We start from the raw sequence: 14569 nt of genomic DNA on the forward strand, positions 1-14569 counted from the left end.
CGATCCTATATCACCAATCAGATCGTAATCCTCTTTTCCGTGTCCATTCAGACGCTCCCGAGTGCCTGTTCACGAAGAATTCCCGCTGGGCTTACACCGTCCCCAACTCGCTAATACAGAGAATACATCCCGCTACTTTCTCGTTCAATGCATCTGCTCCCGAAGGAGATATATAGTAGGATATTACACGTTTTCAGCAATACAGTCAAGAGAATAGGGCGTTTCACATATTGTACTTATCAAGCTGATCCAAAAAATTGCGGGATTTTAGCTTGACCTCCAACTGCATATCCATGAACTGACGCATGACATGTTTGATCTCCAGCTTAGTGGAGTCCTTCACGTCAATGTTGCCGAGCCGATTCAAATCCATTCTGGCGAACAAGCGCAGCAACTTCAGTGTACGTGGAGTCACGCTCAATGCCGCTGGATCAAAATGCTTGTAGCTCCGACACAAAACTCCGCCTAGCCTCGGGCTGACGAACATATCCTCATCAGCACATTGTTGACCACTTGAAATACATGCATCAAGCTGAGGAGCATATCCGGCCGCCTGCAGTATTTTAAATTCATAAATACTCATGACGATCAGTGGATCTTTGCCACTCTCCAGCGCCTCCAAACATGCTTTAAGCTGCCTAAACCAGAATGCGCCTGTTTCCTCCTCCTGTAGCACCCGATCGAGTAATTCACAAGCATAAGAAGCGTAAGCTGCCTTAGTAATATCCTCGCGTAATGTATGGTGGGATTGGATAATTTCACCGGCATTCAACGTGCCTAAGCCTGTGTTTCGAAAAAAAACGAATTCGCCGTACGTAAACGGCTGCGTTAAAGCAGCGTGACGGCTTTTGGACTTTTTTGCACCTCTGACCAGCACGCCTGCTTTGCCTCCGCTTTCGGTGCAAAGCGTAATAATTTTGTTCCCCTCACCGTAATCCATGCTGCGGATGACGATTCCTTCCACCCTGTAAAGCATGCCTCTTCCCCCAAACATTCGCGAAGAAGCCAGTGGCTTGTACTATTCACGGGCTTCTTCATGCTCGTCCGACTCTCCTTCATCCGTATCTTGCTCCCTTGTCATGGCGCTCTCCCGGTATAACAGATACGCACCGACATCTCCAGTCATCGCAAAATACTTCCACGAAAAATCTCGCAATCGTATTCATCCTTTCTTCGGAAATGACGTTTGCATCTCAAAATTAGGATGATGCGAAGAGGGTGGAAGTATGCGATGAAATAAATGGATTGCGTTTAAAAAAAGGCTGCTGTATGTAGATTGGAACTGCCGCTTCGCAAATGATTTGATCTTACGATCGCTGTTACCCCCGAATTTATTTGAATGTACAAACATACAAAGGGTTAAATTCGGGGGTAAAGGCGAACGCTATCGCTTCTTCAGATTCAAATCCTTCGCTCCGCTGCAACGTGCATACAGATAACCTTTTTTTAAAACGCTCATTATTTCATCGCTGGAAGAAAGGGGTAAAAAGAGCAAGAGTTAAGCGCCGCATATGCGCGGCGCTTTGAATGACCGGAAGACTGTTACTTATCTCAGTCATAGAGATCGGGACGGCTTTTTTATGATGCATACAACAACTATACATATTTATTTAATATCAATTTTTTTGCCTCAATAAACCCTTGAACTAAAGTGAGGTAGAATGGAGTTCTGTTTTTAAGCGTCGCGATGGAAGCCCAGGTCACGAAGAACGCGTTCCTGGTTACGCCAGTCTTTTTTGACCTTAACCCACAGTTCCAAGAAAATTTTGGAGCCTAGCAGGTTTTGGATATCTTGGCGGGCCTGTTTGCCCACTTCTTTGAGCATGGCTCCCTGTTTACCGATAATAATCCCCTTCTGGGAATCACGCTCTACAAAAATAACAGCCATAATATGCACTACACCATTATCCTGCACTTTCATGTCTTCAATCATAACCGCAATAGAATGGGGTACTTCCTCACGTGTCATATGCAGAATTTTTTCCCGCACCAGCTCGGCAATGACAAATTGTTCTGGATGATCGGTAATTTGATCATCCGGATAATATTGCGGACCTTCTGGCAAGTATTTTTGCACCTGCTCCAGCAAGGTGTTTACATTGTTGCCCATTTTGGCCGAGATCGGTACGATTTCTGCAAAGTCGTACAACTTGCGATACTGCTCAATTAGGGGCAACAACGCTTCCGGCTCAATCCGATCAATTTTATTCAGCACCAAGATAACTGGCGTTTTTACTTGTTTAAGCTGTTCGGCAATAAAACGGTCGCCACCGCCTAGACCTTCAGCAGCATCAATAAGAAAAAGTACCGCTTCTACTTCACCCAACGTATTAAAAGCGGTCTGATTCATGTAATCGCCTAATTTTGACTGGCGCTTATGAATCCCGGGTGTATCCAAAAATACAATTTGTGTGTCCTCTGTAGTAAATACGCCGTGAATTTTGTTGCGTGTAGTTTGTGGCTTGTCTGACATAATGGCGATCTTCTGCCCAATGACATGGTTCATCAGTGTTGATTTTCCGACATTGGGTCTGCCAACAATTGCGACAAAGCCTGATTTAAAGTGTTTCTTAGCCATTTCATTTCCTCCAGCGCGATTAAGCACCTATTTTATTTTGGTTTTTCCTTAAAACAGCGAACTAATTAACGTCAACATAGGCCTATAAAACACAAATATACCAATAATTACAGCAAAAACCGCTGCCAGGAGCACGGCTCCGGCGGCGGTGTCTTTAGCCGCTTTGGCCAGCGGATGAATATCAGGTGAGATGAGATCCACCGCTGCTTCAACAGCGGTGTTGAACAGTTCGGCTACAATGACTATAGCGATAGCCACGCAGACGAATAACCAGTCGAGCCGGGAGATGTGCAGAGTTAAGCCTGCTACAATGACAAGGAGCGCCACGACCACATGTATCCGCATATTTACTTGCGTACGCAGAGCGTACATCACGCCTTCTGCCGCATAGCGAAAGGTCATTCTCCAAGGCTGACGTCTCATTACCTTGTCAACCCCGCTTGAGCCAGTACAGCTTCCTGTTTGCCCATCATTTCAGCTTCACTCACATCATCCTGATGATCATAGCCTAACAGATGCAGAAAGCCGTGAACAAACAAAAAACCAATTTCACGCTCAATCGAATGTCCGTATTCTTCACTCTGAGCTTGCGCCGTTTGTACAGAGATTATAATATCCCCCAGAACATCCGGTACATCATTCAATGAATTTTCTTCATTCGGTTCGTAAATAATTTCAAGCTCTTCATCCAGTGTTTCCTTCATAGCAAAAGACAACACATCGGTGGGACGATCAATTCCCCGATAGTCCCTGTTCAACTCATGAATTTGCTCATCATTAACGAAGGTAAGGGCTACCTCACCGTCTGTGACTCCTTCCACTTTGCCTGCCTCCTCTAATAAGGTGTTCAGCAGCGTAATCAAGGATTCGTTAATTACCATATCGTTTTGTTCATTATTCCAAGCTAATTGAAGGCCCATGCCAACCGCTCCTTTTAATTCTAGTGCTCTAACCGTACTTCATGCACAAGTTATATTAAGCTTTTCCGCTTTCAGACTTGGGCTTTTCCTCCGGATACTCAATACGGGAATGAAAAATTCCCATTACTGTTTCCTTGAGAGTTTGAGCCACGATATCAAGCTCCCGCATGGTCAGCTCGCAGTCGTTAAATTGGTGATCATCAAGACGGCTCTTAATAATTTTCTCAATCATGGATTCCACCTGTTCCACTGTCGGCTTCCGTAAGGAACGAACTGCTGCCTCCACGCTATCAGCAATTCCCACCACAGCAGACTCTTTAGACTGAGCCTTCGGTCCCGGATAACGGAAATCATCCTCCGTGAAGTCAGGCTCCACCCCCCGCTCTTCAGCTTCGCGCAGCGCCTTGTGATAAAAATAGTGTAAGAATGTCGTTCCGTGGTGCTGCTCGGCAATGTCGCGAATGGGCTTGGGTAGCTTGTAATCCAATTGCATTTCCACGCCATCACGAGCATGGGCGATAATGATGGATTTGCTCAGCTTGGGCTCTATTGTATCATGTGGATTTTCCAATCCATTTTGATTTTCAATGAAGTACGAAGGCCTCTTGGTTTTACCAATATCATGATAATATGAACCAACCCGGCACAATAAGCCGTTTGCTCCTATAGCCTCCGCTGCGGCCTCTGACAGATTACCTACCATTACACTATGATGATACGTTCCCGGTGTCTCCGTAAGCAGCTTGCGGAGCAATGGATGGTTGGGATTCGACAACTCAACAAGCTTCAATGCCGACAAGATACCAAAAGTAGACTCAAAAAATGGCATTAGCCCAATAACAAGTATTGCTGTTATCAGACCGCCTGCAAAAGCAAAAGCTACCCCATAGAGCGTCGTCGTTTGAGTCCAATTCCCTTGGTCAATCAGTGCCAGCGAAAAAACAGACAGGGCACCGAACAGGCATACCATAATCGCCCCTTTGAACAGTGTTGAACGCTGGCTGGCTCGATGGGTAGAGAAAATCGCTGCCAGACAGACCACAATAGCAAAAAATCCAAAATTAAAGTCAAAAATTTGTCCCTGACGGACATTCAAAATAACACTTGCCAATATACTGAATATAACGGCACATACAAAAGCCAACGACATATCAAGCAACAGCGTTACGAGCATAGCTCCAAGCGCGATAGGCGCCAGATAGCCAAGATAGGAACGTTCACTGTTCTGCAGTATGGAAATTAACATCATTGCTCCCACTGTAATCACAAAGATTAATACTAGCATGAGCAACTGTGCATTATTATACTTGAAGTTTCGTGTTCGTGATTGAAATTGACGAATATACATAAACAGGCCCAATGCCAGCATCATAGACAACATCAGCAGGCCAAATTGTGGCCAATAATTGATTTTATCCTTGAGCAATTCATTTTCATCAAGCAGTGTATAGATTTCCTGGGTAATAATCTCACCCTTCTTGACGAGCACTTCACCCTGTTTAATGTAAACTGTCGGTGTATCTTCACGAGCCTGTACCTTGGCGTCCTTCGTAGCTGTATCATCATAAAACTTGTTGGCGGTAATCACAAGCCTTGCAAGTTCCTGAACAACCTCCCGCGAGGTGCGCTTGGTAAGCGAGCTTGTACTTACCCGCTCAGCTACCTTCGCTCGGGCTGTCTGGGCATCTGTAATTTGATCATTCATCAACCCTGTCACAATCTCACGGGCAACAGGCCGCATTTCGGCAATATCCTCAGATGTAAGGCGCGGAATTTTAATGAATGTCTCCTCTGGAATTCGGTACGTTTGCTCTTTCGTTTTTTCCAGCACTTCATCCAGCAACTTATCTGGGTAGGCATCCGCATTACGGCTGTTATTCACAAAATTTTGCACAAATTCCCGTGCACGTTGCGGAATCTCATCCTTATAAATCGAAATCTTATCTGCTCTAGAGACCTGATCATCCTGATTGAGCCGTTCAATTCGATCCAAAATACCAGTAATCAGGTTATCGTTGCGAACTGGCACAATGGTATACATAGGCTGCACACGTTCCGCCGATTCCTCTTGAGCCTTCAAAGTCGCCTTACTGTTAGGAAGCTGCATCGGGGCGACAATTTCCTTTTCACTCGGTTGATTTACCCGAATGTCATAACGCTCGGGAAGTAGCTTGGACGCAAAGCCTACATAAAAAAGAACCACCAAAAATAAAAACAGAAGATAGCGTGTCGCCACGCTATACTTCCATCCATTCATTCTATGCTGGAACGTTTTCCCTTTAGATAATTCCTTCGAGGTCATCTAAAACAATCCCTCTCCATCATCTTTTTCAAGGCAGCTACACTGCTCATTTTATACTTTTTCTGGTCGTACACACCTTACTCGTGATTGAATGACTATCCTTGACTTTCGGCAACACGGTCATAAGCAACAATAATTTTCTGTACCAGGGAATGACGGACAACATCCTCTTCTGCAAACTGGACAAAGCCTATTTCCTCAATCCCTTGTAAAATCGCATTCGCTTCAATCAGACCGGATTTTTTGCCACGAGGCAAATCAATTTGCGTAACATCGCCAGTAATGACCATTTTGGAGCCAAAGCCAAGTCGAGTCAAAAACATTTTCATTTGCTCTGGTGTGGTGTTTTGGGCTTCGTCCAAAATAATAAAGGAGTCATCCAGCGTACGCCCCCGCATATAAGCCAAAGGTGCAATTTCTATTAATCCGCGTTCCAGTGCCTTTGCAGTTTGCTCTGGGCCCATCACATCGTATAGGGCATCATATAATGGGCGTAAATACGGATCAACCTTTTCCTGTAAATCCCCTGGTAAAAAACCTAAATTCTCACCTGCTTCCACCGCAGGACGAGTCAGTACAATGCGCTTGACTGAACCTTCCTTCAGGGCAGCTACGGCCAGCACTACAGCCAGATAGGTTTTACCAGTACCCGCCGGTCCAATTCCAAATACAATATCGCGTTTCTTAATCGTGGTTACATAGTGCTTTTGTCCAATCGTTTTGACGCGAATCGGTTTACCCCGGAACGTCGTCGTAATTTCACCCTTGAACAAATCGAGCAGCTGATCAGCGCGCAAATCTTTTGCCAGTTCAATCGCATAATGGACATCCCTTTCGGTCAGTATATACCCATTGCGAATTAACTGGAGTAATACGTCGAACAATTGTTCGAGCACTTCCACCTCGTGAGCATTACCAAAAACATTAACTTCTGCCTCACGTGATGCTATTTTTGCGGGAATAGCTACTTCGATTAATTTCAAAAAGGAATCCTGCGGGCCAAATAACGCCTGTCCTTCTCCCGCATTGTTCAATGCAATTTGTATGCTGCGTTGTTGTTCTGCCAAATAGCCTCATTCTCCTTGGTTATGAACTAACGGAAGTTCTTCCGCAATATCCTGCTCCACTTCAAAAAGCACTTTCATATAAACTTTACCATTCTCTCTCTTCTCATGCAAAATTTTTTGGCTCATTATTTTCGTTCCTTTGCCGTATTTAGCTAAAATATCAGCTCGTGCGCCTTCTATTCCTGACATTTTCGCCTCTGCTTCCGTAAGCTTCTGCTCTTGTATCTTTGTCTCCCTCACACTTTCGGTCATCCAACCCATCGGAAGTTTGTAGGAACGCCATGTTAGCGGATCATGTTCAACTGTTGTTTTATGTGTAGAATAAGGTATTTTCCCATATCCCCACAATTGTATCGCACGGTTGCCTAGGACCAGATACAAGCGGTCATGACTGGTACCTGTATACGTGCTGCTGCGTTGCACCGTGGGACTGCTAATTTCGTATTCATGCCATACAAGACCCTTAACCTCTCCTTTGGCTACGACCTGCTGTTGGTTCTCCTCATCTCCAAGCGTTCCAGAGATGAGGATGGCTCCTTTTTTGACACGCGTATTTTTATGCACGACAGGACGACCCTGCTCGGCAAAAATTTCAGTGACTACCGCATCTGCCTTACTAATGATATGACGAGGGCTGTAGAGCGGCGCAGGGGTAGGCTGTGAAGCTTCAACAACCTGAATCGTCACCAAAGTACCCTGCTTTTCCACACCGATCCAGGATGCTTCTGGAAGCTTCTGCATGAGCGCACGTGAAAGCTTGTCTTGACTGGATAGACGAAAGCTCCATTGAAATGGATACAGGCCCTCCTGTCGGGCGGCTTTGAGAACGGATTCCGTCGATAGTTTATCATTCCCCTTTACTTCAATGTCCCAGATAAGCGAAGACATCAGCAGGAGACCTATCCAGAACAAAGCCAATCCAGCCAGGAAAAATTTACGTTTGGCAAGTCGTACAGCAGTAAAGGGAAGCCCTTGCCGCTTCAGAACATGCATTTTACAGCCTGTCCTTCTCAAAAGCGGGCGTAGGAGGAAGACGTGCGGCAGCAGAAGGTTCATTTCTGCATGTCTAGTACCCATCGGCCGCACGTTCCAAACAGGTATATGGTGATCGGTGAGTAAATTAATGAAAGCTTCCACACTTTCGCCCTTGACAGCAAGGGTAACCGTACCACGCAGCTTTGCTAAAGCAGGATGTTTCACGAGCCTTCCTCCGTTCCTTCCATTTGGATATCCGTTATATGTCCCTCTACACTTACCTGCTCTGGCAGAATAGACGTAATGACTAGATCATGGCCGGACACCCTCAGCCTTCCTTGCGCAAGTGCAAGTACGAGCTGATCCGGCGTGAAATCCACCACGCCCCGGTGATTCTCCACATAAAGCTGACGGCTGCCGATGAGGGTTAACCGCGGCAGGTCAAATAGAATGTCCTGCGGAAGCTCCAGCGTCTCGCTGGCCCACTTTCGCAGTTTGCGGCTCATCCTGCTCATACGGCGAAATCTCCCTTCCTGTCATCAAAATATCTGTTATCCAACGGCTTAGAGTTGTTTTAATGACAGCACGCTGCTATTTTTTCATCTTCTGTTATTGCCATCCGGTACCCATAGATGTTTCAAGGCAGCTACGCTGCTGGCTTTTCATCTTATATTCTTATTATCAGTGAACACCATTACATCAGCGCCACAGATATCTGTACTGTACATTTTATGATCCAGCCCCCGCATTTATGAGGCTAAACTTACAATTCGTAGTACCTACTATATTGCAGAGGAAAAAGATGTGTCCTTTCAAAATTCACAACAAAAAAGACAACCTCGTTTTCATATCGAAAACAAAGGTTGTCTTTTTTTGAATTTCATTATATGACACGGTTATTTTTCGCTATCTCGATTTAAAAGAGAGTTTTTTCTAGAGTATAAGAAGTAAACAGCCATACCAATGACAAGCCAAATAATAAAGCGAACAAATGTCTGGCCATTTAAATTAAGAATGAGCACCCCACATGAAACGATAGCCAGGATCGGGATATACGGAACTCCAGGACATCGGAAGGCCCTTGGCAAATCAGGTTGTGTTTTTCTCATAACGATGACGGCGACCGAAATCAGAATAAATGCTGACAAGGTTCCAATGTTCACCAAACTTGCTAACTCATCCAGCGGAATCAGTCCACCCATTAATGCAGATAAAGTACCGAAAAACAACGTGTTAATGTAGGGCGTTTTGTATTTGGAATGAACCTTGGATAATACCTTGGGGACTAAGCCGTCACGTGACATAGCAAACATAATACGAGTTTGACCATAGAGCATTACCAGCATGACCGTTGTCATCCCTAAGATGGCTCCTATATCTACAATACCAGCAACCCAGTTCTGGCCCGCAACCTGCAATACCAATGACACGGGGTGAGAGATTCCTTCAAATTGCATAAATGGCACTATACCAGTCATAATCGCGCTAACAATGACATACAAAAACGTACAAATAACGAGTGAGAAAATAATGCCTCGCGGTAAATCAGTAGTGGGGTTTTTAGTTTCTTCAGCCGCTGATGAAACAGCATCAAAACCAATAAAAGCAAAAAACACAAGAGCTGCGGCTCCAAACACCCCACTGAACCCAAACGGCATAAATGGCGTCCAATTATCTGGCTTCACATATTTAAAAGCAACGATGATAAATAATAAAATAACAATAATCTTTACAATTACCATGATGTTGTTTATCCGTTTTGATTCTTTTATCCCAAAATAAAGCAAGAACGTGATACCCATCAAAATTAAAAAAGCTGGCAGATTAAAATAAGTAGTTTGGTCTTTCAAAGCCCCCGGTGCGGCAGTGAATTCAAGCGGAATGCGAAGGCCAATTCCATTCAAAAATGATACAAAGTAACCCGACCAACCTGCGGAAACGGCGCTGGCTGCCAGCATGTATTCCAAAATTAAATCCCATCCAATAATAAAGGCCAATAGCTCCCCCATCGTAGCATATGTAAAAGTGTAAACAGAACCGGATACTGGAACGGTGGATGCAAACTCCGCATAAGCCAATGCTGCGAATAAACAGGCGAGTCCTGCAATCACAAAAGAAAGAACCAAGCCTGGACCAGCCGTAACTGCTCCCGTACCTGTCAACACAAAAATCCCCGTTCCGATAATGGCTCCAATTCCAAGCATCGTTAAATCAAACGCACCCAGTTCCCTTTTCAGTGCTTTTTCCCCTCGCGTAGCGGCAATCAACTGATCAATGCTCTTCTTTCTAAACAAGCTATTCCCCATCGATCCCATCCTCCTAAAGATTAATTTGCCATTTTTATAACCTTGTTTTATCACCTCGATATAAATAAAATTTTAGGTAAATTTGGAGTAAATTTCATAAGTATCTATCATTGAGAACATTATATATAAAAAAGAAAAAATGAAAACTGCTTTTGGAAAGCTCCATTCATATTGTTACATTTGATCATTTTTCACGAAAATATTTTCATAAATGAGACGCTAAATTAGACAAAATGCCACCATTTTAGATGACAGCAAATGTGAGAAACCTAGGGCCCACAAGAGATTATCACATTCGTTGTCAGGTAATTAGAGCATTTGTCGTTAATTCACTTTTTATTCTGTGCATGGTTATGTATTCCCAAATCATCACAAAAAAAGATCCGCCACAGCCAAAGCCGTGACGGATCCACTATCATTTTAACGTCTTCCTCCACCCATGTAGCGCTTGGAACGCGGAGGACCTAATATTTCTGCCCAAATCACACCTTTGCGCAGATCAGCCGTATCCACCCTATTACGGTCTTGCGAAGCTATCTCTGGCACATCTGTAATTTCCCCTGACTCCCTCGCGTTAGATATACGATCGAGACGGGCTAAAACCATTCTGCGTTCTTCTTCCATAGCACGGATCCGATCCTCTAGAGTCGAACCGTTATCTAATGAATCCCGGTCCATCCGTTCTTCCGTTTCTGACCGATCGCCCACTTCTTCTATCCGACGAGCTTCCATAACCGCCCGTCGTTCATTAGGAAATTGACGTTGCAACTCACCAGCAACATCCTGCTGACGCTGCTCTTGCCCATGTTCCGTTGTGAAGGGTCTGGATGACGTCGAGGGCCCGCGAGAACCATGATCACCACCAAAGGTGGGCATACCTTTTCGCGGCGGTGATTTTCGCCCTGTACCTTGGATGCTTTTCCCCAAAAAGGACACCAAAGCAAAGCCAATCACGATCAGGATGTACAAATGTTCAAAGATCCAGCTGATAAAGTTCATTACTCACCACCTAGCTGCCGTAATTCATCGGCTATGTCCCGTTATTAATCCCGGTTCTTGTTGTCATTCCCCGAGTTCTCATTCGGTTTGCTTAAGGAGCCACGCATTTGCGTATCCGCCTCAATATTTTTCAAATTCATATAGTCCATGACGCCAAGTTTCCCGTCGCGCAGCGCTTCAGCCATGGCCAGCGGCACTTCGGATTCGGATTCCACCACGCGTGCTCTCATTTCTACAACACGCGCCTTCATTTCCTGCTCCTGCGCTACAGCCATCGCACGCCGCTCTTCCGCTTTTGCCTGCGCAATACGTTTGTCGGCTTCCGCCTGCTCCGTTTGCAGAAACGCACCGATATTTTTACCTACATCAACGTCTGCAATATCAATGGACAAGATTTCAAATGCTGTCCCGGCATCCAAACCTTTGGACAATACAGTTCTTGAAATTGAATCTGGATTTTCCAACACGTCCTTATGTGAGTTACTGGAACCTACGGTTGTAACAATACCTTCACCGACCCGTGCAATAATCGTTTCTTCTCCGGCACCCCCAACAAGTCGATCAATGTTGGCACGCACCGTAACACGAGCTTTAACCTTTACTTCGATACCATCCTTGGCGACCGCAGCCACAATAGGTGTCTCAATAACACGCGGATTGACGCTCATTTGGACCGCTTGCAGAACATCCCGACCCGCAAGGTCAATTGCTGCCGCACGTTCAAACTCAAGCGGAATGTTAGCTCGCTGCGCAGCAATCAACGCATTGATCACTCGGTCTACATTCCCTCCTGCGAGAAAATGGCTTTCCAGCTGGTTGATATTCAAGCCCAGACCCGCCTTGGTTGCCTTAATGAGCGGATTGACAATTCGGCTTGGCGTGACACGCCGTAAGCGCATAGCTACCAGCGTAATGATGCCAATGCGCACACCCGAAGCCAATGCTGAAATCCACAGCATCACCGGGAAGAAACTGAAAAATACGCTCAATACAATAATCACTACAACGGCAATCAGCAAAACGCTGACAATACCCGATTCGAACACTCGCATCATCCTCCATTAATCTAATTTTCTGTTGTTTGCTTGTTTAGGCGCCAGTGTCTGCTTTGACCACAATTCGCCCACCTTCTACTTTGGATACTATAATCGGCATATCCGTAGCAATAAACTCGCCGTTCGTTACAACATCGACTCGCTCATCAGCAATCAGCACCGTTCCGGCTGGACGAAGTGGTGTCAGACTGACCCCCCTTTGACCTAATAGCATTTCCCGGTTCACCACTGAAGAAAAACCTTGTTCAGCCGTTAAACTTTCTTTAAGTATAAAACGGTTCCATATCCCTCGGTCCTTGAATACAACCGCGATGATCGCCACCACGGCAACCGCAGCTGCAAAGGCAATGCCCAAAGATATAAACGCATGCTGCATGTTGTATGCTGCCCGAACAACTCCGGCGACAAGGCTGACGGAACCCAAGATGCCCAAAATACCAAAGCTTGGGATGAACATTTCAAGTATAAGCAGAGCCAGACCGATAATAAACAACAACCACGTCTCCGAACCTGCAAAACCAGCGATATAATTGCCGAAAAAATACAAACCAAATCCGAGTATGCCCAAAATACCCGGTACACCAAAACCAGGTACGATCAACTCAATAACAATACCCGCGATACCGATAAATAAAAGCAACGTCTGTACAATTGGGTTGGTCAATATCTCGGCTGCTTTTTCAGCCCATGTTCGCTCCACATGAATGACATCATCCGTGCTGTAACCCATCCACTGGATAACCTCTTGTTCGGAAGACGCGATGTGATCCGCATAACCCAACTTCAGCGCTTCCTCACTGGTTAAAGAAATGATCTGACCATTTTCCTTATTAAAGTTCATCTCAGGAATAGATATGGTCGTTTTAAAGTCAACCATACCTCTGGCAATATCCGGATTACGTCCGCCAGCTTCTGCGGCAGATGCCATGCTGCTCTTCCACCAGGCTATCGTTTTTGGATCTGTGATAGCCTGCCCCCCGCCGTCTACTAACGCTGCTGCTCCGATAATACTCCCCGGTTTCATAACAATCTTGTTTGCACTCAACGCAATATAGCTACCCGCTGAGGCCGCTTCGCCCCTTATATAGGCTACGGTCGGAATTGGACTGTCTTTAATCAGTTTGCCCAGCTTCTCCGCTGTATCTACCCGTCCACCGGGAGTGTTAATATCCAGTAAAATCAGACCTGCTTTGGAATCTGCTGCTTCTGCAAATCCACGTTCCATAAATTTGCCCAGACCATGCTCAATTTCCTGATCGACTGGTATAACAAACACAGCTCCACCTTTAGTTTGGGCCGCCGCTGATTCGGAATGAACTAAGGGCAACAGCAAAACGGATACCATTATCCACAACGTTAAAAAGATCCATTTGCGACTGGAGTGGTGATGTTCTCTATGCATTTCTCTCCCCCCTTTCGATCTCTCTATTTTACAGCATACCAAACTTTGTTAGACAAACTATACAGTTTTCAGGATTTAATGTGAAATTATTGGGTATATTGCTAATCCTGACGGCTGTCAGATAATTTACGCACCCAACAGACATCACGTTTCACACAATTAACAATAGCGCTTACATAGAAGTATCTCCTCATCATTACATTCTATGGTAGGCAACGCATATATAGAAATAACACCCTCTGTAAACAGAGGGTGTTGTGTTTTCCTGTTTGTCGCAGGTTTATTGCAGAAATTGCTGAACCGCTTGGTTCACGAGCTTACCGTCAGCGCGGCCTTTTACCTTAGGCATCAAGGCCGTCATTACTTTCCCCATCTCGGCTTTCGAAGAAGCACCGGTTTCCTGGATGGTCTGCTGTACAATAACTTTAATTTCTTCCTCAGAAAGTTGTTCGGGAAGGTACTGAGCGATGATCTCTATTTCTGCTTTAGTGCTTGTCGCAAGTTCATCACGACCGGCTTTTTCAAATTCATGGAGGGCATCTTTTCGCTGTTTGATCTCACGACTCAGAATATCAAGCACTTCGTTGTCGTCCAAATCCCGTTTCAAATCTATTTCAAGATTTTTAATCGTAGAACGAACCATTCGAATGGTGGAGAGTTTGAACTTGTCCTTACTCTTCATTGCTTGCTTCATATCTTCGTTCAATCGTTCGCTCAAATTCATGATTGCTTAGATCCTCCTAGAACTTTCTCTTACGAGCAGCCTCGGACTTTTTCTTGCGCTTTACGCTTGGCTTTTCATAATGCTTGCGTTTCTTCACCTCAGCCAATACGCCATCCTTAGCAATGGAACGTTTAAAGCGACGAAGTGCAGCATCAATTGTCTCGTTTTTGCGAACTTTAGTTTCAGACACCAGTTTTCCCTCCCTCCGACCAGACCGTCCAAGAGCAATAACACGGTTCAT

At 45.1% G+C, this 14569-nt stretch carries 15 protein-coding genes; all 15 read right to left on the reverse strand.

Annotated elements, in window-relative coordinates; all coding sequences use genetic code 11:
• Positions 1-223 precede the first annotated feature (223 nt).
• The 15 genes from recO to rpsU all read right to left on the reverse strand — a co-directional run bounded on the left by recO (position 224) and on the right by rpsU (position 14518).
• Complete coding sequence (gene recO / locus NSQ68_RS16880; RefSeq protein ID WP_342426597.1) at positions 224-976, reverse strand: DNA repair protein RecO; 753 nt, start codon at positions 974-976, stop codon at positions 224-226.
• Positions 977-1018: 42 nt separating this feature from the next.
• Positions 1019-1156 carry a YqzL family protein gene (locus NSQ68_RS16885; protein WP_080658633.1) on the reverse strand — a complete coding sequence of 46 codons (138 nt, stop codon included), beginning with the start codon at positions 1154-1156 and terminating at the stop codon, positions 1019-1021.
• A gap of 519 nt (positions 1157-1675) precedes the next feature.
• On the reverse strand, positions 1676-2578 hold the full coding sequence (era, locus tag NSQ68_RS16890) for a GTPase Era (RefSeq protein WP_029517791.1): 903 nt from the start codon (positions 2576-2578) through the stop codon (positions 1676-1678).
• A gap of 48 nt (positions 2579-2626) precedes the next feature.
• A complete protein-coding gene (locus tag NSQ68_RS16895) occupies positions 2627-3001 on the reverse strand; it encodes a diacylglycerol kinase family protein (protein ID WP_209949496.1) in 375 nt (124 codons plus the stop codon).
• The gene (gene ybeY, locus NSQ68_RS16900) at positions 3001-3498 is read right to left on the reverse strand and encodes an rRNA maturation RNase YbeY (protein WP_013311136.1); all 498 of its coding nucleotides are present in this window, start codon (positions 3496-3498) and stop codon (positions 3001-3003) included. The genes NSQ68_RS16895 and ybeY overlap by 1 nt, the downstream gene beginning before the upstream one ends.
• 55 nt (positions 3499-3553) lie before the next feature.
• On the reverse strand, positions 3554-5800 hold the full coding sequence (locus tag NSQ68_RS16905; protein WP_342426598.1) for an HDIG domain-containing metalloprotein: 2247 nt from the start codon (positions 5798-5800) through the stop codon (positions 3554-3556).
• Between the two features lie 95 nt (positions 5801-5895).
• Positions 5896-6867: a PhoH family protein gene (locus NSQ68_RS16910; protein ID WP_342426599.1), complete on the reverse strand. Its 972-nt coding sequence runs from the start codon at positions 6865-6867 to the stop codon at positions 5896-5898.
• 6 nt (positions 6868-6873) lie between these two features.
• Positions 6874-8067, reverse strand: coding sequence for a sporulation protein YqfD (gene yqfD / locus NSQ68_RS16915; RefSeq protein ID WP_307347005.1), 1194 nt, complete (start codon positions 8065-8067; stop codon positions 6874-6876).
• The gene (gene yqfC, locus NSQ68_RS16920; RefSeq protein WP_029517796.1) at positions 8064-8357 is read right to left on the reverse strand and encodes a sporulation protein YqfC; all 294 of its coding nucleotides are present in this window, start codon (positions 8355-8357) and stop codon (positions 8064-8066) included. The genes yqfD and yqfC overlap by 4 nt, the downstream gene beginning before the upstream one ends.
• A gap of 381 nt (positions 8358-8738) precedes the next feature.
• Positions 8739-10148, reverse strand: a complete 1410-nt coding sequence (locus NSQ68_RS16925) for an amino acid permease (RefSeq protein ID WP_342426600.1) — start codon at positions 10146-10148, stop codon at positions 8739-8741.
• 420 nt (positions 10149-10568) lie between these two features.
• Positions 10569-11147, reverse strand: a complete 579-nt coding sequence (locus NSQ68_RS16930; protein ID WP_342426601.1) for a hypothetical protein — start codon at positions 11145-11147, stop codon at positions 10569-10571.
• A 44-nt stretch (positions 11148-11191) separates the two neighbouring features.
• Entirely contained in the window at positions 11192-12193 is a 1002-nt protein-coding gene (gene floA / locus NSQ68_RS16935) for a flotillin-like protein FloA (protein WP_342426602.1), read from the reverse strand.
• Positions 12194-12236: 43 nt separating this feature from the next.
• Complete coding sequence (locus NSQ68_RS16940) at positions 12237-13604, reverse strand: NfeD family protein (RefSeq protein WP_342426603.1); 1368 nt, start codon at positions 13602-13604, stop codon at positions 12237-12239.
• A gap of 280 nt (positions 13605-13884) precedes the next feature.
• Positions 13885-14328 carry a GatB/YqeY domain-containing protein gene (locus NSQ68_RS16945; protein ID WP_013311146.1) on the reverse strand — a complete coding sequence of 148 codons (444 nt, stop codon included), beginning with the start codon at positions 14326-14328 and terminating at the stop codon, positions 13885-13887.
• A gap of 16 nt (positions 14329-14344) precedes the next feature.
• The gene (gene rpsU / locus NSQ68_RS16950) at positions 14345-14518 is read right to left on the reverse strand and encodes a 30S ribosomal protein S21 (protein WP_005547957.1); all 174 of its coding nucleotides are present in this window, start codon (positions 14516-14518) and stop codon (positions 14345-14347) included.
• Positions 14519-14569 lie beyond the last annotated feature (51 nt).

Origin of the sequence: Paenibacillus sp. FSL L8-0158, assembly GCF_038592965.1 — a bacterium.
Taxonomy (GTDB): domain Bacteria; phylum Bacillota; class Bacilli; order Paenibacillales; family Paenibacillaceae; genus Paenibacillus; species Paenibacillus polymyxa_D.

Coding starts and splice junctions, on each gene's coding strand:
- recO (WP_342426597.1), bottom strand. CDS start 976: ATGCTTTACAGGGTGGAAGGAATCGTCATCCGCAGCATGGATTACGGT.
- era (WP_029517791.1), bottom strand. CDS start 2,578: ATGGCTAAGAAACACTTTAAATCAGGCTTTGTCGCAATTGTTGGCAGA.
- NSQ68_RS16895 (WP_209949496.1), bottom strand. CDS start 3,001: ATGAGACGTCAGCCTTGGAGAATGACCTTTCGCTATGCGGCAGAAGGC.
- ybeY (WP_013311136.1), bottom strand. CDS start 3,498: ATGGGCCTTCAATTAGCTTGGAATAATGAACAAAACGATATGGTAATT.
- NSQ68_RS16905 (WP_342426598.1), bottom strand. CDS start 5,800: ATGACCTCGAAGGAATTATCTAAAGGGAAAACGTTCCAGCATAGAATG.
- yqfC (WP_029517796.1), bottom strand. CDS start 8,357: ATGAGCAGGATGAGCCGCAAACTGCGAAAGTGGGCCAGCGAGACGCTG.
- NSQ68_RS16925 (WP_342426600.1), bottom strand. CDS start 10,148: ATGGGGAATAGCTTGTTTAGAAAGAAGAGCATTGATCAGTTGATTGCC.
- NSQ68_RS16930 (WP_342426601.1), bottom strand. CDS start 11,147: ATGAACTTTATCAGCTGGATCTTTGAACATTTGTACATCCTGATCGTG.
- NSQ68_RS16940 (WP_342426603.1), bottom strand. CDS start 13,604: ATGCATAGAGAACATCACCACTCCAGTCGCAAATGGATCTTTTTAACG.
- NSQ68_RS16945 (WP_013311146.1), bottom strand. CDS start 14,328: ATGAATTTGAGCGAACGATTGAACGAAGATATGAAGCAAGCAATGAAG.